Raw genomic sequence first — 20,776 nt, 5'->3', positions numbered from 1 at the left:
CTATGCGCACGAAAAATCAATTGAATCTAGGCAAACACCTTAGAATCAAACGTCTCGCTAATCTGTAGATTGCGGCGCTTCATGGTTTCCTGGAACTGGGGCGTCGAGAGAATTTGCTCCACGGCATAAACACCGGGTTGCTTCAGTTCGCCCTTCAGCATCAGTTCTGCGATACTGCCTGTGCCTAAGCCTGTGGCCACTGCTGCGCTTTCGTGGGAAAAGGTGCTGCAGTAATGGTGAGTAGCACCGTCCTTCTGGCCCCGAATGTCACAACGCATGGCGACTCCAGTACCACTAAAGCGATCGGTCACACTGGTCATGGAATAGCTGACATTAGCGAGAAACTCCACCGTTGCAGGATGCTTCAGGATGGGCGAGGGTACCAAGTGAGCCATGCTCCAGGTAGCGTGGTTGTAGAAGTCGGGCACAACACCAAACTTGGTCACCACATTCTTCACCTCAGGGAAGGTGCGTTGGAGGGTAATCGCCTCTGGCATGTCATACCAGTACACGCTGGCTTTCCCGTAGGCAGGAAATTCCAGAGTTTCACGAGCTGAGTATGGTTTCACCGTTTGCCAGGTGCCATTTAGCCAGGCTGGGAAAGAGTGCTGTAGCCCAATAAAGGTCGTTCGCATAACGGTGACGCCTGCGCCACCTGAACCAGCCACTACATAGCTAAGCTGTATGGAGTCGGTCTTGTCCATCATTTCGACCCCCTGGCGCACCATGCTGTTAGAAATACCGGGAAATACTCCGGTATTTACAACAGCCGTAACGCCGGCGGCTTCAGCTTCCGCGCTGTAGCTTAAGGCCTTTTCGGTGAAGGTGCGCTCATCACTCACATCGGCATAGTCGACCCCGGATTCAATGCACATCTGTAGGACACGGGTGTCGCGGTAGTGGAAGGGGCCGGCGGAATGGAGGACGAGATTGTGGTTGGCGATCGCCTGCCGTACCCGCTCTGGGTCGGATAAGTCTAATTGCAAAAACCGCACCTTTGGCCCCAGTTGCTCTGCCAAGGCAATACCGAGATGCTCTTGGCGGCCTGTAACGGTCACCTCAGCATCAGTATGAGCAAGGATATCGCGAGCAATGCTGCTGCCGATGCGTCCGCATCCTCCAATAATCAATACCTGTTTCATGTTTTATATAAAACTCAACAGTTCAGGCCAATCTCAGCATTTGGGCACAGAAGTAGATGGTAGGCGAAGGGTGCCTGTCCCCTTCCAACCTCTCCGCTGCCTTATCCTGACGGTATCGGACGTAGCATTTCCTGGCATCAACCAAACGACAGGAGTTGAAGTCCTTATAAATGTGGGAGAAATTCTATTCAAACTTGCCCTTAAAATTCCAGCCTTTCTATTAGACCTCCTGTGTAGAGCGTGGTGTAGCTTTGCCAGACCTACGATTTAACCTCCAAAAATCAATTTATGTAGGGTGTCTTTTGAATCACCGCAAGCAGGGATCGTGAGTGCTAGGGTGTAATTTAAGACTTGCTGAAAGAGTTATTTTTTCATCCGTTCCGTACATGAAAGAATAACTTTTAGAGCAGCTCCTAGTGCTTTGTCAGGTTCTCAATTGGATTAAACAGTTCTATGCTCACCTCTACCCAAGAACTCCTTGAAACCGCTCGACGGAATATTTATGCCATTGGAGCCTTCAATGTGTACAACTTAGAGGGGGTAAAAGCAGTCGTGATGGCAGCGGAAGAGGCTCGTAGTCCAGCTATGTTGCAGCTTCACCCTAGTGCTCTAAAGTTTGGTGGTTCTAGCCTGGTAGCCCTTTGTCTGGAAGCAGCTCGGGGGGCAACGGTTCCGATGTCTGTACATCTTGATCACAGTACCTCAGAAACTGCGATTCAAATGGCTCTGGCGGTAGGAATGCGCTCGATCATGGCGGACGGTTCTCCCTATCCCTATGAGAAAAACTTGGCTTTCACGAAATCGATGACGGACGTTGCTCACACCGTTGGTGCCGTGGTCGAAGCCGAGATTGGCCGAATCAGCGGCACAGAAGATGGATTAACCATTGCCGAGAAAGAGGCCAAAATGACCGACCCCGATCAGGCTAGAGAATTTGTTGCAGCAACAGGGGTTGATTCCCTGGCGGTCACCATTGGCAATGTTCACGGCAACTATCAGAGTGAACCCCGCTTAGATTTCGATCGCCTTGCTAAAATCCGCCGTCTGGTGGATATTCCCCTGGTGCTTCACGGTGCATCGGGTTTACCCCCTGCTATGATCAGCCGCTCTATTCAGCTGGGGGTTTGCAAGTTCAATGTCAACACTGAAGTGCGACAGGCCTATATGCGTATCCTTCAGTCTGAGCCCTGCGCTGATCCCGATGCTGATTTGCTGGACTGCATGGACGATGTCATCGCCGCCATGAAAGAGGTGATTCTAGAAAAACTTGATTTATTTGGGTCCGTTGGGAAAGCTCATCTACATCAAGCAATCCCTGTAAATGCTGAAAAACGGTAGATTTAATCACCTGTACAAGAAGGCCTGAAGCAAAGCTCGCACTCTTGCCACAATAAGAATCTAGAATAGGCAGAGCTTACGTAATTGTTGTGAGGTATGCGAGGCACACCTCACAACAATTACGTAAGTCCTAACATATTTAACGGGTGGAATAGGCTCACCCTACTCCACCCGTTAAGGAATATTTCAAAAACCATAAAGGAACACTACAGCACGAGTTCACAAAGTTTAAGAACGGGCAATCTTCCATTGCATACGTTCCATCGTTTTCTGCCGCCCGTAGATTGTAATGCCATCACCACAGTGAATAACGAGCTGACATCCATCGATTCGCCGAATGACACCTTGGTCTCCAGGTTCTGGGCCTTCGATGCGATCGCCCACTTGCCACCCATTACATCGTTGATCTTGATTAGACACCATCATTCTTTTTCCCTCATATCTAAAAATATTCAGTTTGAATAAAAGCGAGCAGACCATTAAGCATTAACTTGCTGGTCGAAGCTTATAGTTATGTAATAAGCCCATTATTGAAGGAAGCGGACTCACCTCTACATAAGGTTAGATATATGACTATACAGTCAAATACCTAATCTTTGTCTAGAATATCGCGAGTACTCACAATTTCTGCAGATAACCTTGAATTGAAAACATTTCTAAAGAGCTATAACTGAGCGATCGATGATGAAAAGCCTATCCTATTGGCCTCAAACAGTTGCTCTAGCTTTGTATGTCTATTGTATCGTGAATCCAGGATTTGAGAACCTGTAGCGGGTAAGGCATTATTTTGCATGGGTCATTCATTTTGCTAAAAGCTATTCTCGTTAATGCTTCTAGGAAAATCAAGAATCACTTTCAAGGCTTCTTAGCAAGCTCAAGCGAATGAATAGGTTTCAGCCCTTTAGTAGAAATCAAGCTACTTATACCTTCTAGGGATTGTGTATCTAATAACCTGTAATTCTTTGTGGAAGTGGTGGCAAAGCTACCACTTCCACAAAGAATTACAGGTTGTTTTATTTGTGGTCTTAAGGCACCGCTCTAAAACCAAACCCCCGAGCCCCTATTGCCCCGCCACTTCATAACAAAAAATAGGGGTGCGGGGGTTTGCTGCAAAATTTGAATTGAGCTACCTATTAGAGATAATATCTAAGCCATTGCAGGCTCATCAATGATAAAGCTTTATTTCGTTTGCAATCCCAAGAAAGAGTTAATTCTTCTAAAAGTTTGCCAGACAATATAGCACTACACGTTTATACCCCTCTCGTACCTCATTCGATACAGAAAAACTTTTCTTAAAAGGTATCAGAACAGTACATTGCTATCTCAAAGCATTTTTTAAGGTAGGTGTCATATCCTATACACAAAAAGGACAGTAGAAATAGTCTTTTCCTGTTATTTAGACTGCTTCTCTATCAACATTCTGGACTTTATATGGATATCTAATCTAGTTGAAAACCGTTATGAGTGACAGCCCTGCACAAAATATGTTTTATCCTTGATTCACCTCAGTTCGAGATAAGCTAAAGTGCCCATTTTTATACGCGAAACGTACAGAATCAGCTTCTGGATTAGAAGAAACTCAGGGGTGCATCCCACTTTTGGAGGTGAAGCGGGCGAAGCCCGCTTCACCTCCAAAAGTGGGTTTCCAAATTTGCAAAAGTGGGATGCACCCAAACTCAGAAACCCGGCATTTTTAAAAACGCCGGGCTTCTGACACCTATTACGTAACCTTAATCAGGTTATGGGCGGTTGCCAGGAGTACGGCCACCTTCATCGTTGCTGCCGCCGTGGGGTTGCGAGTTGCCGGGATCACACCCTTCTGCACCGTTACCAATGCCCTGGTTACAGTTTTGGCGTGGGGGGCGGGATGTGTCTGTTGAATCTGAATCAACGACCGTTTCGGAGTCGACATCGGTGACAACAGTCGTGTCTTGAACCACATAGGGCGAGTCAATACGGGCGACATAACCCATGCTGTAAAGGGTTTGATAAACCAGTACCGCTACCTCGGCACGAGTTGCAACCCGCTCCAGGTCCAACGTATTGACGTTCGGGTAATTCGTCATAACTCCCCGATTCGTCAGGGCTGCCAGGAGAAGACGAGCCTCCGCAGAACTGACGGTTACATCGGAGTAGCGATTTAGAATGCTGACGTTGGTTTCTTGGGTGGAGAAGTTGAAACCCCGTGCGATCGCAAACAGTACATCACCCCGATACAGCTCCGCTAACGGACGGAACTCACGGTTACCCACTACATTCAAAAAGCCTCGTTCATAGGCTGTATCAATAGCCGCAGCAGCCCAATAATCCTCATCCACATCTACGAAGGCAATGGCATCGCGAATGTCTTCGACATTAAAGGCACGCCGAATAATGGCAGCAAATTCTGCCCGCGTGACAGGCTCATTTGGCCGATACAGCCCATCGGGATACCCTGCAATAATATCGAGAGCTGCCAGTTCTCGGATGAATCGCGCTGCCCAATAGTTCGACTGCACATCCGAGAAGGAGATTTGCGTACTTTGTACCCGTAGTTGAGCCGTACGAATCTCTGTTGCACGCTCATCGTAATACACGGCCGAGCCATTAGCATTCGTGCGGCAAACCCAATAGCGTTGCCCATCTGTCACGGTGACCAGGTAACCCGGTGTAATGACTTGGCTACAGTTTTCCTGAGCGTTCAACCCCAGGCAACTATCACGCCAAGAACGACGAGATACCTCAACAATACGCAGGTTGCTGGCACTCACATTGGCCCGTTGGGCGACCGCTTGAAACACAGCTACTTGAACTGTTTGAGTAAAGCTAGTTTGGGAAGTTTCTACTTCAACGGTTTGAACCTGAGTTTCCGTTGTTTGAACTTCAATAGTCTGGCTCTCGGTGCGCTCAATGGTTTGTGTTTCCATCTCAACTTCCGTTGCACCACTTTGCGCCAGACGTGTATTGGACGCTTCTGCTGTTTGAGATTGAGCGGGTGTTGAGAAAAGGGTAAAAGCGGTCAAACCGGCGATCGCTAATGACCACGGAGCTGTGATATGCATTGCCTTACTCATCGTCAACGGTTCCTCTTTCAGGTGAACGTAACTTAACTGCAACAACGTAGGGATAGATGTAATAGTTTCTGAATTTTGGGGATTTTACAGTCCCTTTATAAATTACGAAGTTTCCCTGATCCGACTCACGTAGTGTTCCACAACTCGATTGAAAACTATCAAAGCTTTAAATTCTTTTTGGCCTAAAATCGTCCTATTTTTATACATTACTGTTTCAATTCAATGAGAAAACTTAGTGCATTACTCGTAAATCTACACTAGTTATCACTACTAAAAGATAGATCTCTTCCTTTCTGATTCTCTGCCTAAAGAGAGAGGCAAAAGCGATCGCCCAAGAGTTAAGGCCTTAATAAACCTCAGTTCGGGTTAAGGGCTTTTTCGAGTGCCGCGCTTCGCGCGGCACTCGAAAAAGCCCATTATTGCGTGTGCAACGCGCACGTAATAATGGGCGGTTCGGCTTATCCCGAACTGACGTTAATAAAGGTGACAGCGTTCTAAAAAGACGCCCTAGTAAAATCACCACCAGGATTTTGAGAGGCCACAATGACAGGTGAGATGTAGCAGGTGAAGCCTGTTACATCTCACCTGCCAAAAATTGGTGTGGTGAAATATTAGTTCAATACCGTAGGGCGGTTGACCAAATAAAGAATCAGGCAGGTTTGATTATTGCCACTGTCTACCTCGATGACACCCCCTAACTGTTCGGCAAGTTTTTTGACGAGGGCTAACCCCAAGCCAGTACCACCATGCCGCCAGGGGTCATTTTTAGGAATGCGGTAAAATTTTTCGAAAATGCGATCGCGCTCTATCGCTGGAATTTCAACCCCGGTGTTTGTAACGCGAAGCCGGAATATTTGAAGAGGTTGGTTCCCCAGGCGTAAAATTGATTTCTGTTGCCATAAGGCGGGAGGAATATTCATATCCCTGCCCTCAAGGATATTCCCGAAAGAAGGCTCTAAGCCAGGGGTCAATTGGCGTTGAACCCATACCATTTGGGTTTCTAAAATAATTTGGCCGCCCGAAGGGGTGTACTTGCAAGCATTATTGAGCAATTCTGAGACAATACGCTCCAGGTAGGATAGATCCGTTGTGAGAAGCGGTAGATCGGGAGCCACATGCAGCTCCAGAGCCTGTTGCTGACTACAGGCCCGTTCCCGAAAGGCATTGACCAGAGTGGGAAGCCAGCTTTGCAGGCTGATGGACGATAGAGCCGGGGGTTCTGTGCCCGCATCAAGCCGGGACAGATCCAGCAAGTCATTGATCAGGCTGATTTCTCGCTGGCATTCGTCATGAAGGATGCGGAAGTAACGCTCAATTTCAGGATGCTTTTGCAGGACGGTCTCGTTCACAATGCCGGTGCGGGTGAGCACCAGATCCAACATTTGAGCAGCAATTTTGAGGTTGGCCATCGGCGTCCGCAACTCGTGAGACACCGTACTCAAGAAGTCATCCTTCAAGCTATTCAAGCGTTCCAGTTCCGTCACCTGAGCCTGGGCAGTCTGATAGAGGCGGGCTTGACGGATAGCGATCGCACACTGGTTCGCCACTTGCTGCACCAGCCGAATATCCTGCTCACTATAGGCATGGAAACTGGGGCTAATCAGCCATAGATCGCCCAACACTCCCTGATTATCCTGAATCGGGCAGGCCAGCATAGAAACGCGATCGCGCACTGGGTTATCCAGAATCGAGCAGAACTGAAAATGTTGCCCCTGAAGTAAAGGCTCGTAGATCTCCGGAAAGTCGGCCATCCGAGATATACGGCCACGGGCAGGGGTGAGGGTTTTGGTGTACTCGTAGCGAATGGTGGAAATGCCTTGTTCCAGGTCAAACAGAGCAGCGTTGCAGCACAAAACCCCCATGCCCATCGCCAATTCCTTGACGGCAGTTTGCAAAATCTGGGTCTCATCCAGGCTGTCGCGCACCCGGTCGGTAATGCGCTTAAGGGTTGCTTCAAATTCAAAGGCCAGTTGCAGTTGAACCGTACGCACCCGCACTTGCCGTTCTAAGCTGGCGTTCAGGTGTTGCACTTCAGCGTAGAGCTGCGATTGTTGAATGGCGATCGCCAATTGGTCTGCCACCAGGCAAGCCAACTCGACTTCCGAGGATTTCCAGGAACGGGAGAGGTCAGAATCATTTAGACAGAGAGCTCCCCACACCTGCGACCCCACCAGCAACGGCACCATCACCCAGGTGCCTGTAAAGCGTTCAGTTATTTCCTGGGAAACCGGATCTTGCCAGGGGCTGGGGGTAGGAAGCGTGACCACCTCGGCACGTTTGAGGCGATCGGTCAGAGGATTGTTTAACCCAGAAACTTGCAACCGGAGCACCGGAAGCAATTCTTCGGAGGGACAAAACTCCGCTCGCCCTAGCCATACCTCCGTCTCCTCTAGATACTGAAACATGGCCGCCCGATCTACCCGTAGCAGTTGAGCAATTTCCTCGGTTGCCGTCGAAAATACAGTATTCAGATCCAGGGAGTTGCGAATAACCTGGATCACGCGATTGAGGGTGCGTTCACGCTCAATTCGCTGACGCAAAGCAGCTTCTATTTGCTTGCGATCATGAATGTCGCGCCCTACAGCCTGATATTCGATAGGCTCGCCGTTGTCGTTCAGAATGGATTGGGTTGTCCATTGCATCCAGCGTTCGGAACCATGGGGGGTGATGAGAGGCACCTCCAGAGTGTCGGTATCCGCCGGGTGGGCATTTAATTCGGCTAGCCGTTCGGTAATCCGGCTGTGGTAGTTGGCGGGTACCCACGTCAGGATCGAAAACCCCAGAAGAGCGGTGCGATCGCGCTCTAAAAACCGGCAACAGGCATCATTTACAAAGGTCAAAGTACCATCTAGATTAAACCGGCACACCAGCTCTACCTGGCTATCCAACATGGCGCGGTACCGGATTTCACTCTCACGGAGTGCCAATTCTGCGAGCTTCAGCCGAGTAATATCCCGGCTGATGAGCAACACAGACATTAATCGGCGATCGCTTCCCAGTTCTGGTACGACCCGGGCGTGCCAGAAGAACGCTCCACTGCGAGTTGGTAGATCAAACTCAATAAATTGTTCTTGTCCGGTTTGTAGAACCTGTTGGATTGCTGCTTTCCATCGGCTCGCTACATCCTCCGGTAAGCCAACCTCTTCCAAGGTTTTGCCGATCATGTCCGCCGGCAGTAACCCCAATTCCTGGGTAATGCGCGAGTTAGCATACCGGAGCCGCAAATTTGGGTCAATTTGCAAAATGATGTCCGGTGTATTCTCAACCAGGGCCTGGAACTCTGGATTGTAGCCTTGCCCGGGGTGTTGCAACAATGAGTCACTTCCGGCACCAATATTGTCCATGCGAGGAGTTGGAGATGGCATATCGGGTAAAGGTCGTGGGTTAGGCGCGGCCCAGAGGTAAGACGGGGATAGTTTGAGTATTGAGCGCGAATCCCAATGACCTCATGCTGTCGGCACAACCCGACAACCCCATAACACGATGCCCACTAGACGTAACGGATAGAAATAGAATCAGGGACTCTTGCTGTTTTCAGCGTGCCCAAACCCTAAACCGGACACTAACCCAGTTCATAAATGAAGAAACATCTTTCATTAGGTATTCCAGGGAACACTTCTTTAATCTAACGCGATCCCCGCTCCATCATTTGAAGCTATAGCAATGTGCAAGTGCGTTAAGTACAGCAACGGTGTTGTGGGGCACGAGGTACCCCTCAACACCTTACTTAATCAACGCACACAGCGCTATAAAATTGGCAGTCCCTGCGGTTACCCCTTCAACCTCTATTTCTACTAAGACTTCTACCAACGTTCAGCTCAATAACCCCAGTTCCGGATAAACTGAAGTGCCCATCCTGGCACGAGTGAAGCGTACGCAAAAATAGACGTATTTGGACCTGAGTTCGGGTTAAGGGCGTTTTCGAGTGCCGCGCGTTGCGCGGCACTCGAAAACGCCCATTTTGGCGTGCGCTTTGCGCACGCCAAAATGAGCACTTCAGCTTATCCCGAACTGAGGTTATTTGGCAAAAGCCCAACCCCTAGGATAGGGGCTTTTCATAAAACGCTCCTATCCCAGGGGTTGCATTGGCACGATCGATTAATCTAATTTTAGGCAACCAGGGGAGCGCAAATATCGGCAGCTAAAGCATTCTCTTGAAGGGCAGTCTGCTCGATCGCTTGAATCACTACCTGGCGTGGGTCATACCCTTGCTCAACCTGCTTAAGCCAGCGCTGGGCTTCATTACCCTCCCGCAAAATTTTCTTGACGGGTTGCAGGAAGCAGCCAAATCCGTACCGACGAGCGGTTTCGTCCACCTCTTGCAGAATTTCTAATACCCAATCCCGAGCGAGGATTTTTGAGCCATCTTTCCAGTGGCGCAGCTCCGCATCCAGGCTGGCAGCGGCAGCAGCCGATTCATTTTCGTCGGTGAGGGTAATCAGGTCTTCAGCACGGGTGCTAGCCGGAAGTTGACTCAGCAGCAATGGGTCAAGCTCTGGTTGATTGAGCAGTTGTAACAACCGGGCTTCGAGAAGAGCAGAGATCGCTAACAGGGCAATTGGGTCACTGACCAGGTCACAAATCCGTAACTCCAGGCGGTTTAAGTTGTAGGGGCGGCGATCGCCATTCGGCCGAACGGATGACCACAGGTGCCGGACGTTTTGCATCGTACCCAGAGCCAGTTGTTCCTCCGTCCATCGAATAAAGTGAGCATGGCTCTCAAATAGGGGCACATGGGCGGGAGTTTTGGGGAAGACTTGCCAGCGACTTGAGTGGCTGCCCGTGGGTTGACTATTCAAAAAAGGCGAGGCAGCACTGAGGGCTAAGTATAACGGAGCCTCCAGCCGAACCAGCCGACAGGCGCGCATTAACTGCTCTGGATCGTCAATGCCGATATTAATGTGAACGCTAGCGGTGACAACAGTGGTGCCGTAGCTCTGCTCAATATAAGTGTGATAAGGATTTTGAGGGTCAGAACGGTAGAAGCGATCGCTCCCCCCCAAAGCCAGGGTACTGCCAGGGATTAGCGTATAGTCCCCTAACTCCTGCAAGAACTGGCGCAACCGCATACGCGGGCGGACCAGTTCACACAGTAATCGCTCATAGCGGTAGAGGGGGGGCGTGGTGTACTCGACATTACGGCTGTCGGGTTCTCGCACAAACCCGTCCAGAGATGCCACAATCTTGTCCGAAAACCCCACGATGTCACCCTGGGGCGTGCCGGTGTACATCTCAATTTCAAACCCTTTCGACAGCATAATAAAGCCTCTGGCAGGTCAGTATTTTCGAGCCATTTCATCTTCCCATAGACCGCTAATGGGCGATGGGTTGTTGATTATAGGTATGGAGAACAGCGATGGGACGTGGATAACAGACCACCCTTGCTAGTGCCCTTACGCTCAGCGAAAGAGCAGAAGATATCGTGCCCATTTCCATTACGTATTTCCTTATCCCGCTTCAATGCCATCCTCTGCGTACACATTAAAGCGTCCCCGGAAAATCAGACGGCCCTCCTCAAGGACTAAATCTTGCACTTGCACATCTGTCCCCAGTTCGACCGGATAGCCATCCAGATCATCCAGCGATAACCCCCGCTTAGCCCGCAGGCTCGTTAACCATTCCGGTTTTTCCAGCCGCAATCGACTGTCACCAATTACGGCCAGCCCTGTGCGAATGGCTAGAGGGAAGTTGGTTCCCTGGGCCGCTGATACGAGCTCGGCAGCGAGGGTTAGCTTGCCACCCCGCAACCGGGCAGTAAAGTTATCCAGAACAATAGGCTTTTTAGAATTTGGATCAACCAGATCGGGTGCAATCCCAGCTCGCAGTAGATGTCCCAGCACATCATTAAGCAGGGTCATCATCATGGGAGTCTGCAACGACTCATTTAAATCTTCTTCCGTCAGGATGGCTTCGCCCTGGACGGGAATGGTGCGAGAAAGCTGTAGCGGTTTCCCTCGCAGAATTTGTCGGAAATTTACCTGAATTCCTCGCCCCACCAGCCGTACCTGGCTCAAGGCCAACCCCTGGTATAAAACATTGCGACCTGTCAGAGTGAGACGCGGCACAATCCCCTGGAGAAGTTGGCGATCGCCCCCCTCAATCTCCACATGCAAGTCATCCACAGATTCCACTTGTGATCGCAGCCACAACCGCAAAGCTGGAGTCAGAATCCGACTAATGATATGGCTCTGTCGAGGTACAGGCAAATTCCGATCCGGATCAGCCCAGCCTGGATTCCCTCCCTCAGGGGCCGTGACAGGCGGAGCCTCATCATAATCATCGGTATACGAAGTATCAGGGGACGGTGATGGCTGCTGGGTCATAGAAACGATTGCACAGTGTCCCTGCATTATACAGGGGCGTTCTATCGCTACTTTAGCAACGGAACGGGGCAGATAGGTTTAGAGCACCCTAAACCCACCTACCCACCTCAAACTACCCCTCCGCTCCCGGAGCTAACACTCCATGCAGAAAAATACTGGCGAGATCCTCGGCCATCGCCTGCATCTCCTGGGGAGAAGCGTCAGCGGGCATGAGGGTATCGCGGCTGAAACCCGCAACTGTGAACATGCCAAGAAACACCTGGGCAACCGTGCGAGGATTCATGGGGCGATAAATGCCGCGGTCCATAGCCGTTTGAAAGAAGGCTTCGGCAACGTCCGACATCTTGGAGATGACCTCGACCTGAATGCGATCGCGCAGATCCGGGTGAAACTGCGCCTCCAGGAAGCAGACCCGCAGCATATCAGCGTTCTGGTGCAGGTTCAGCATGCGCTTGCGCATGACCTGGGCGATCGCCTTATAACTGCCCATTTCGCTTAGCTCAGTCAGCAGATCCGTCAGTAGCTCGACCCAGCCCTGGGTCACCACCTCCACCAAGATCGCCTTCTTGTTCTCAAAATGGCGGAACAGGGTGCCTTCCGCAACGCCTGCTTTTTCTGCCAGGTCGTGGGTTGTAGTGCCGTCAAACCCGCGCCGTGCAAAGAGCTGTTGAGCGGCTTTGAGGATGCGGGTGCGGGTTTCTTGCTCAGTCTGCGGTTGGCGATGATAGGTTCGCATGGCCCTGTCTCCCACCGTCTGGTGTCTAAAGGTTTAGGCAATGAAGCGTTACAAGAAATACAGAGAGCAACCCCCACTTCCGTTGCTGGGATTGAGAAGGAAGGCCGGTCAGTATTTGCCCATCATTGTCGTATGGGTGACTGGATAATCCGCAGAACCGTTACAGATGTTCAAACTTTTGGTGCTGGCAAAATCAACAAATTAGAGGGGTGGCAACTACGATCGCATAAATCGTTCATGCATCTGGCTTTCTCCAGCGTCCAGTAACGCTTCGACAGCTTCTGTTGCCAGGGGCTCTGAAAAGTGAAAACCCTGGCCGTATTCACATTGCAGTGCAACCAGTTGAGCCAGTTGCTTGGTCGTTTCGACCCCTTCAGCAATCACTTCAATGCCCAAATTCCAGGCCAGAGTCATGATCGTGCGGACGATCGCCAACTGTTCGGCATCCTGGTCTAGCTTGTTGACAAAGGAGCGATCGACCTTCAACGTATCGATGGGGAAGCGGTGCAGGTAGCTGAGGGAAGAATACCCCGTGCCGAAGTCATCAATGGAGAGTTTCACGCCCAGTTGCTTCAGTTGATTGAGCAGAGAAACCGCCAGTTCAGCATTTTCCATCAACATGCTTTCGGTTATTTCCAGATTCAGGCGGGTGGGGTTGAGGCCGGTTTCTGCCAAAACCGTTTGAATTTCGCCAACCAGATTGCCATCAAAGTGCTTGCTCGAAAGATTAACATGCATTGTTAACGGTTCCCCCAGGGGAAACCGACTCTGCCATTGGCACATTTGCCGACATGCCGCACGCAACGTCCACCGTTCCAGAGGACGAATCAGCTCGGTCTCCTCAGCAACGGGGATAAACGTGCCGGGAGGGATTTCGCCGCGTACGGGATGTTGCCACCGCAACAGAGCTTCAAACCCCACCAGGCGGAATGCTCGCAGGGAAATGATGGGCTGGTAATGGAGGAAGAGTTCCTGCCTTTCGACCGCTCGGCGCAGGTCGTTTTCCAGTTGCATCAGCACTACCACCTGCTGGTGCATGCCGGTATTGAATATTTCGTAACGGGCACGGCCCTGAGACTTGGCCCGATACATGGCGGTGTCGGCGTCGCGCAACAGATCTTCTGCAGCCCGGTAGTCGGCACTTCCCAAAGCCACCCCAATACTTGAGGTAATAAAGATCTCTTGATTCTCAATCGGAACGGGAGCTTCTAGAGCTCGTTGAATGCGCTCCGCTACCATCAGTGCGCTATTAAGGTCACGAATATTTTCTAATAGAACCACAAACTCATCCCCGCCTAGCCGGGCAACCGTGTCACCCGGCCGGATGCAGGCGATGAGGCGTTGGGCGATCGCCACCAACAAGACATCCCCCGCCATATGCCCCAAACTATCGTTGATCACCTTAAAGCGATCAATATCCAGAAACAGCACTGCATAGAGGTAGCGACTATTGCGGCGGGCCAACTCCACCGTATGCCGTAACCGATCCATCAGTAGAGCCCGGTTGGGTAGCCCAGTGAGAGTGTCGTGCAGGGCATCGTGCATCAACTGCGCTTCAATTTCTTTGCGATCCGTAATGTCTGTCAGCGATCCAGCTAATCGGGTTGCCCGACTGCTGCCATCTCGCACCGCCAGGCCTCGCGTCAGCACCCAGCGATAACTGCCGTTGTAGGCCCGCATGCGATGCTCATGCTCCAGATGGGATGTCATCCCTGCCAGGTGGGCATTGAGTTCGCGCTTAAAGTTAACCAGATCATCGGGGTGTACGCAGTCAAACCATGCTTCCAGGGAGTTGGGGAGGGTGTTATCTGAGTAGCCCAGGATGGCTTTCCAGCGTGGCGAAAAGTAGATTTCGTCGGTTTTCAGGTTCCAATCCCAAATCCCATCGTTAGCTCCTTGCACGGCCAGGGCATACCGTTCCTCACTTTCCCGAAGTGCCTCTTCGTGGCGTTTACGTTCGGTAACATCCTGAAATACCAGCACCGACCCCAGCATTTGCCCATTGTGCAGAATTGGGGTGCGGGTATATTCCACCAAAAAGCGGGTGCCATCCTGCCGGCAAAATTCTTCGGTGTCACTGTGGTAAAGCTCGCCAGACGGTAGAGTAAGGGGCGACGCATTCATCTGAGGCGTTCCCATCGGTAGGGCTCCCCCTCCCGGCAGAATGCGGTCGATAGATTGGCCCACCAGGTCTGGTACTGACCACCCCAGCATCCGTGCCGCCGCAGGATTCGCAAAGGTGATGCAACCTTGCAGGTCAAGGCCATAGATGCCTTCGCCAACAGCATTAAGGATGAGTTCGTCGGGCTGCGATCGCTCAACCCCTGAGAGCATCTGCTCCTGAAACAGGCCTAAATAATGATTGCGGTGTCCCTCTGCATCCAGAATGGGATACAGACTGAGGGCAATCCAGACCGTGCTGCCATCATACCGGGCAATCGGCATGGAGCTAGAAAAGGAATGCCCATTGGCGATCGCTTCCTCCAAACTTGCCCACGAGCCGCTGGTATCGCCCCCCCGTAGCACAGCCAGCGGTTGCTCCAACAAGGCCTCCAGGGAATGCCCGGTTAAAGTGGTGACGGCAGGATTGATAAAGCAAATGGGATAGTGCGGCGGTTGCGCCTCAAACAGCAGTACCCCCGTGTTTAAGTGGACAATCGCCGCTTCCATCCAGGGTAGAACTGAGTGGATTGGGGGAGGGGGGACGTTACTCGGATCTAGGGCTACGCTGCCACTCAACGCTTTGACTCCATGGGACGAGAGTTGGGGGAGAGTTCCTTAAAAATACACGTTTGCGACGGTAAAGCCCTGAAATGTTGAGCATCAACACTACGGTTGCTGTATCGCTTCGCAATAAGCACGCACCTGAAGGTCAATGCCCGTGATAGCAGTACCGACCACAACCACATCTGCTCCTAGCTGGAGAGCACGGTGGGCCATAGCCGGAGAGGCAATGCCTCCTTCACAAACCAAGGTGCAACCCCGAATCTGCTGAGCCATCGCGGTAAGAAGGTCAAATCCTGGGGGAGAGAGGTGCTGAGTTTCCTGGGTATAGCCGTAAAGGGTGGTGCCGATGAAGTCGGCTCCGGCGTTGGCAGCGGCGATCGCATTGTCCAGGGTATCGATATCCGCCATAACAGGTTTACCTAGGTCCTGATGGATCCGTTTAATCAAGTCTTGCAGGGTTTCGCCACCAGGGCGAGGGCGCTGGGTTGCATCAATAGCGATAATATCGGCTCCAGCAACGGCAACCGCCTGAGCCTGCTCAAACTGAGGCGTGATATAGACATCGTAACCAGGAAATTGGCATTTCCACAGGCCAATAATGGGCACGGTAACCCGCTCCCGAACGGCCTGAATATGGGCTGGTGTGTCCAGACGAACCCCAATCGCCCCCCGTTGAACGGCAGCCTGGGCGATCGCCGCAATAATATCTGGCTGATGCAAGGGCGAATCAGCAGGTGCCTGACAGGACACGACCAGACCATTGTGTAGATGCTTGAGTATGGATGCGATCGCCATAATTTAATTCTACTAACTCTTGCAAATTGTCTATCGTTAGGATTGTGGCATTTAATAAAACGGAATGGTTTTGGGGGAGGAACAGCGAGGCTGTTCCTCCCCCAAATGTAGGTTTGTAATCGTTAGGATGGCCATAGCTTCATCTAACAGAATGGTTCGTTGACCACTTCCGTTACCCTCATGGAATAATGAAGGATGGTTCTTACGGCCCCTACCCTTAACCGTGAGCGGCTTCCGGCCTTAGATGAGGTTGCTGCCCTGGCGACCCAAGGTGTTGGGCGACTCCGTTCCTTGTGGGGTCGGGTAAGTACCTCTCACCCTGGCCACTCTAAACTTCTTTTCAATCCGTACACTCGCAACAATATCAATAGGAGCCTATCTTGACGACCCACACCTCTTTGAAAACCACCCGTTCAGAAGAAATTTTTGCGGCTGCCCAAAACCTCATGCCCGGTGGCGTTAATTCCCCCGTACGGGCATTCCGTTCTGTGGGTGGCCAACCCATCGTATTTGATCGGGTTCAGGGTGCCTACGCCTGGGATGTGGATGGCAACCAGTATATTGACTACATCGGCACTTGGGGGCCAGCTATTTGCGGCCACGCTCATCCCGATGTCATTCAAGCTCTCCATACTGCTCTGGAGAAAGGCACGAGCTTTGGTGCCCCCAGCTATCAGGAAAACGTGCTGGCGGAGATGGTGATCGATGCCGTTCCCAGCATTGAAATGGTGCGCTTCGTCAACTCTGGCACCGAAGCCTGCATGGCCGTACTGCGGCTGATGCGGGCCTACACCGGTCGGATGAAGGTGATCAAATTTGAGGGCTGCTACCACGGTCACGCGGACATGTTCCTGGTGAAAGCCGGTTCCGGTGTTGCGACCCTGGGTCTGCCCGACTCGCCCGGTGTACCCAAGTCCACCACGGCTGACACCCTTACCGCTCCCTACAACGACCTGGAAGCCGTAAAAGCTCTGTTCGCTGAGCACCCTAATGAGATTGCCGGGGTTATCCTTGAGCCCGTTGTTGGTAATGCGGGCTTCATCCCCCCCGATGGCGGCTTCCTCGCGGGTCTACGGGAACTCACCCGTGAGCACGGTGCGCTCCTGGTGTTCGACGAAGTGATGACCGGCTTCCGCATTTCCTACGGCGGTGCTCAGGCCAAATTTGGCATCACCCCCGACCTCACCACCCTTGGCAAGGTCATCGGTGGCGGGCTGCCCGTAGGTGCTTATGGTGGCCGCAAGGACATTATGCAAATGGTGGCTCCCGCTGGCCCCATGTACCAGGCCGGTACTCTCTCCGGTAACCCCTTGGCCATGACCGCTGGCATCAAGACCCTGGAAATTCTCCAGCGCCCCGGTACTTATGACTATCTAGAGAAAATCACCACTCGCTTGGCCCAGGGCATGTTGGACGTCGCCAAGGAAACGGGCCACGCTGCCTGTGGTGGAGCGATTAGCGCCATGTTTGGCTTCTTCTTCACCGAAGGCCCCGTCCACAACTACGAAGATGCGAAGAAGTGCGACCTGCAAAAGTTCGCTCGCTTCCATCGCGGCATGTTGGAGCAAGGCGTTTATCTGGCTCCTTCTCAGTTTGAAGCAGGCTTCACTTCCCTGGCGCATACGGATGCGGATATCGATCGCACCCTGGAAGCCGCCCGTACCGTGCTGAGCAGCATCTAAGATCTGTTGATTATTTTTGCGTGCGTTCCGCTCAGGCAACAATAATCCTTCAGGAAATGGCTCAGTGCTGTACATTGAGCCATTTCTTTATCTGTATTGAGACAGGCACAGCATCATCAATCTTTTAGGAAATGGTTCAGTGCTGTGCACTGAACCATTTCTTTATCTGTATTAGGACAGGCACAGCATGATCTACGCAACAACTGCGAAGTTTGTTCGGCTCAGGGCCAAACCGTCCGCAAAATCGGCAAATCGTCCACCAATGCCAAAGCCTGCACCAGCCCGGTTCTCGTTGTAGTACAGTGAACCCGATGAGCGGATGTAGGTAAACAACGCGGTACTGCTTTGGGCCTGTTGTAGATTGCCGACGGTTGCGAAATTAGTGGCACTGAGAGCTGTGCCACTGAGGCGCGTAAAAGTGGTGCGATCGAGAACGACCGTATCAGTACCGCTGACAAAGTCGGTGACACGATCGATACCGATGGATGTGCGATTGAATCGGGTATTGATATCAAACACAAAGCGATCGCGTCCCCCCTGCCCAGTCAAAACATCAGTACCCGTGCCACCGTTCATGGTATCGTTTCCGGCCCCTCCAATTAGAGTGTCATTGCCACCCCGCCCGAGGATGAGATTGGCACGGATGTTTCCAACCAATCGGTTAGCGGCGTTGTTGCCAAAAATGTTGACGGGTAACTCAGCGCGAAAGATTCTAGCCCAGGGGTCAAAGGAGTGGGATGCATCATCGTCAGCAACAATCACCAGACGAGTTCCATCTGCATTAACTGCAATATTTGGGTTGTCTTCAAAACCATGGGTAATGTCATATTGTTGCCGTAGCCCAACTGGTGATCCGTTGGCTGCATATTCCTGAAATTTAATGCTCTCCGTTACATCATCTTCATAGGCAATAACGAAGCGCCCATCCCCAGTCATCGCAATTACAGGTTCATCCTGATCACCGAGGGAAATATCAACATTGATTTCTCCACTCAAGGCAGTCAGTTCGTTGTTAAAACGACGAAAATGAATATCGTCATCGTTAGCGCTATAGGCATGAGTCCATGTCACGACAATATTGCCATTGGCATCCATTGCCACATTGGAGAAGTCTTGAGCCAGTGCAGTATTTGTATTGGCTGTTGTGTATGTAAAGGCATTCGAAGAAATGCTGCTGGAAAGAGCAACCACAATGTCAGTATCGGTACTACCGCTAGGTCCCTCGCTCCAACTGACGACGAAGTCTGTAGGGGCTGCGGGGTCATTTGTCGTGCGGAAAGCCACAGAGGGTGCGAAAGCTGTGCCGTTGAAGTTGTTATTCAGGGGTATACTGGCTGTCTCGAAGGGATTGCCGTTGCTATCGTAGGCCCGATATCGTACCTGGGTGTTATTGTCGCCAGTAAACGCTTCGTCCGTCCATACCACGACAAAGGAGCCGTTGGCATGGACGGCGATCGCCGGATCTGATTGGTCTTGAGTCGGAAACTGGGTTGTATCGACATTAATATCAGAACCAATTTGGTTACCATTACTATCGAAGCGGCGCACAATGACATCTTGATCGCCGTTTACGTCACATTTAAAGATCAAACTCGTCTCTACAGAAATCTGCAGCGATCGCTGTTTAGATTGGCATACTCAAGTGTAGAAAAACCATTATTTATTAAGGCAAAAGGATAGGGCAACATGTTATACCTCCTATCCTTTTGCCTTAATAAATAATGGCTACACCTGTAAAATGCTATTGTCTGTCATCAGAACTTACGCATTTTTGTTGTGTGGTGTGTTTTGCACACCACACAACAAAAATTACCCAATTTAGTGGAGTCGCATAAGCTCTATGTATTTCAAGAAGCTGCTTCTAAAGCTTCAATAGCTTCCTGATACTGTGGGTCTTGAGCCGTACCAATTTCATCTGGATGGCTCATCAGTTCTTTCTGTTGTTCGTCGCTGAGAGGTACAACTTTGTCGGGGCTAATACCACGATGGTTAATATCCAGCCCGGATGGCGTGAAGTAATGAGCAATGGTTACGTTCAAACCGGAACCATCGGCGAGAGAGTTCACTGATTGCACCAAGGCTTTACCGAAGGTTTGGGTGCCGACGATAGAGGCGCGATGGTCATCCTTAAGGGCACCTGTGAGAATTTCACTGGCACTGGCAGAATGGCCATTCACCAGAACCGCTAGAGGTAAGTCGGTGAGAGCTGTATGGTTAGCGCGAACTTGCTCGGCATCGCCGTGACGATCGACTGTGCGCACGATGTCACCGTCATTAATCCACATGCGGGCGATCGCCACCCCCTGATCTAACCGCCCGCCGGGATTATCGCGTAAATCCAGCACAAACTCATCCACATTCTGCTGTTTGAGGCTTGTAATAGCGGCTCGCATTTCATCGGCAGAATGAGCGCTAAACTCACTCAGGCGGATATAGCCTACCCGATGATTATTTTCCTGATGTACGGCAGAAACAACTGCCGGAATCTGAATCCGGGCGCGGGTCAATGTGACGTCAAAGGGGCTCGTGTTTTCTCGTTGAACGGTGAGCGTTACCTGAGTGCCAGCTTCACCCCGAATCTGTTGGGCAGCATCCGCAACCGTCATACCTTCAGTAGTTCTGCCGTCAATTTTGACAATTTGATCGCCAGGTTTAAGACCCGCTGCGAGGGCGGGAGACTGGTCAATGGGTTTAACGACAGTTAATGCGTGATCAGGTGCTTCTGTGAGCTGCAAGCCAATGCCCACGAGTTCGCCTTGAGTTTGCTGCTCAAACGCTTGAAATTCCTGAGGAGTCATGAACCGGGTGTAGGGGTCATCGAGCTGCTTCAGGGCATCTCGCAAGGCATTGTAAGCCTCATCGGGGGAGGAATAGATGCCATCTTGCCGTGTCAAGTAGTGGACAGGCAAAAATGGGGATTAAACGGCTGATTAGACTTGAGAACGCCATAGGCTAGGTGTGCCAATTTCCGCATTGCTGC

Annotated in this window: 13 protein-coding genes; 2 read left to right on the top strand and 11 right to left on the bottom strand. The window is 51.3% G+C overall.

Going from position 1 to position 20,776, the window contains the following annotated elements; genetic code table 11:
* Nucleotides 1-26 precede the first annotated feature (26 nt).
* Nucleotides 27-1,142 carry a saccharopine dehydrogenase NADP-binding domain-containing protein gene (locus NDI52_RS30475; protein ID WP_190775416.1) on the bottom strand — a complete coding sequence of 372 codons (1,116 nt, stop codon included), beginning with the start codon at nt 1,140-1,142 and terminating at the stop codon, nt 27-29.
* A 453-nt stretch (nt 1,143-1,595) separates the two neighbouring features.
* Between NDI52_RS30475 and NDI52_RS30470 the strand changes: the two genes are divergently transcribed.
* On the top strand, nt 1,596-2,480 hold the full coding sequence (locus tag NDI52_RS30470) for a class II fructose-bisphosphate aldolase (RefSeq protein WP_190775417.1): 885 nt from the start codon (nt 1,596-1,598) through the stop codon (nt 2,478-2,480).
* Nucleotides 2,481-2,708: 228 nt separating this feature from the next.
* Here NDI52_RS30470 and NDI52_RS30465 read toward each other — a convergent pair whose 3' ends face one another.
* The 8 genes from NDI52_RS30465 to NDI52_RS30430 form a co-directional block, all read right to left on the bottom strand.
* On the bottom strand, nt 2,709-2,906 hold the full coding sequence (locus NDI52_RS30465; protein WP_190775418.1) for a hypothetical protein: 198 nt from the start codon (nt 2,904-2,906) through the stop codon (nt 2,709-2,711).
* 1,313 nt (nt 2,907-4,219) lie between these two features.
* The gene (locus NDI52_RS30460; RefSeq protein WP_190775419.1) at nt 4,220-5,533 is read right to left on the bottom strand and encodes an S-layer homology domain-containing protein; all 1,314 of its coding nucleotides are present in this window, start codon (nt 5,531-5,533) and stop codon (nt 4,220-4,222) included.
* Between the two features lie 611 nt (nt 5,534-6,144).
* Nucleotides 6,145-8,898, bottom strand: coding sequence for a PAS domain S-box protein (locus NDI52_RS30455; protein WP_190775420.1), 2,754 nt, complete (start codon nt 8,896-8,898; stop codon nt 6,145-6,147).
* Nucleotides 8,899-9,642: 744 nt separating this feature from the next.
* Nucleotides 9,643-10,794 (bottom strand): glutamate--cysteine ligase, encoded by a 1,152-nt coding sequence (gene gshA, locus NDI52_RS30450; RefSeq protein WP_190775429.1) that lies wholly within the window; start codon nt 10,792-10,794, stop codon nt 9,643-9,645.
* Between the two features lie 186 nt (nt 10,795-10,980).
* On the bottom strand, nt 10,981-11,856 hold the full coding sequence (locus NDI52_RS30445; RefSeq protein ID WP_190775421.1) for a DUF2993 domain-containing protein: 876 nt from the start codon (nt 11,854-11,856) through the stop codon (nt 10,981-10,983).
* Nucleotides 11,857-11,968: 112 nt separating this feature from the next.
* Nucleotides 11,969-12,592, bottom strand: coding sequence for a TetR/AcrR family transcriptional regulator (locus NDI52_RS30440; RefSeq protein ID WP_190775422.1), 624 nt, complete (start codon nt 12,590-12,592; stop codon nt 11,969-11,971).
* Nucleotides 12,593-12,808: 216 nt separating this feature from the next.
* Nucleotides 12,809-15,331, bottom strand: coding sequence for a bifunctional diguanylate cyclase/phosphodiesterase (locus NDI52_RS30435; protein WP_190775423.1), 2,523 nt, complete (start codon nt 15,329-15,331; stop codon nt 12,809-12,811).
* A 90-nt stretch (nt 15,332-15,421) separates the two neighbouring features.
* Nucleotides 15,422-16,114 carry an N-acetylmannosamine-6-phosphate 2-epimerase gene (locus tag NDI52_RS30430; protein WP_190775424.1) on the bottom strand — a complete coding sequence of 231 codons (693 nt, stop codon included), beginning with the start codon at nt 16,112-16,114 and terminating at the stop codon, nt 15,422-15,424.
* A 380-nt stretch (nt 16,115-16,494) separates the two neighbouring features.
* Here NDI52_RS30430 and hemL point away from each other — a divergent pair, with 380 nt between their 5' ends.
* Nucleotides 16,495-17,796: a glutamate-1-semialdehyde 2,1-aminomutase gene (gene hemL, locus NDI52_RS30425; protein ID WP_190775425.1), complete on the top strand. Its 1,302-nt coding sequence runs from the start codon at nt 16,495-16,497 to the stop codon at nt 17,794-17,796.
* Between the two features lie 192 nt (nt 17,797-17,988).
* Here hemL and NDI52_RS30420 read toward each other — a convergent pair whose 3' ends face one another.
* Nucleotides 17,989-19,386: a calcium-binding protein gene (locus NDI52_RS30420; protein ID WP_190775426.1), complete on the bottom strand. Its 1,398-nt coding sequence runs from the start codon at nt 19,384-19,386 to the stop codon at nt 17,989-17,991.
* Nucleotides 19,387-19,643: 257 nt separating this feature from the next.
* Nucleotides 19,644-20,705: a S41 family peptidase gene (locus NDI52_RS30415; RefSeq protein ID WP_348256922.1), complete on the bottom strand. Its 1,062-nt coding sequence runs from the start codon at nt 20,703-20,705 to the stop codon at nt 19,644-19,646.
* Nucleotides 20,706-20,776: the final 71 nt, after the last annotated feature.

This window comes from Leptolyngbya sp. PL-A3 (genome assembly GCF_039962325.1).
In the GTDB taxonomy this organism is placed as follows: Bacteria; Cyanobacteriota; Cyanobacteriia; order Elainellales; family Elainellaceae; genus Vacuolonema.
The sequence above is the reverse complement of the archived record's forward strand: the minus strand, read 5'-3'. Positions and strand labels throughout refer to the sequence as shown.

Excerpts from the sequence above, each read along its gene's own strand:
- NDI52_RS30460 (WP_190775419.1), bottom strand. The coding sequence starts at position 5,533 with ATGAGTAAGGCAATGCATATCACAGCTCCGTGGTCATTAGCGATCGCC.
- NDI52_RS30470 (WP_190775417.1), top strand. The coding sequence starts at position 1,596 with ATGCTCACCTCTACCCAAGAACTCCTTGAAACCGCTCGACGGAATATT.
- NDI52_RS30440 (WP_190775422.1), bottom strand. The coding sequence starts at position 12,592 with ATGCGAACCTATCATCGCCAACCGCAGACTGAGCAAGAAACCCGCACC.
- NDI52_RS30455 (WP_190775420.1), bottom strand. The coding sequence starts at position 8,898 with ATGCCATCTCCAACTCCTCGCATGGACAATATTGGTGCCGGAAGTGAC.
- NDI52_RS30445 (WP_190775421.1), bottom strand. The coding sequence starts at position 11,856 with ATGACCCAGCAGCCATCACCGTCCCCTGATACTTCGTATACCGATGAT.
- NDI52_RS30430 (WP_190775424.1), bottom strand. The coding sequence starts at position 16,114 with ATGGCGATCGCATCCATACTCAAGCATCTACACAATGGTCTGGTCGTG.
- NDI52_RS30475 (WP_190775416.1), bottom strand. The coding sequence starts at position 1,142 with ATGAAACAGGTATTGATTATTGGAGGATGCGGACGCATCGGCAGCAGC.
- NDI52_RS30465 (WP_190775418.1), bottom strand. The coding sequence starts at position 2,906 with ATGATGGTGTCTAATCAAGATCAACGATGTAATGGGTGGCAAGTGGGC.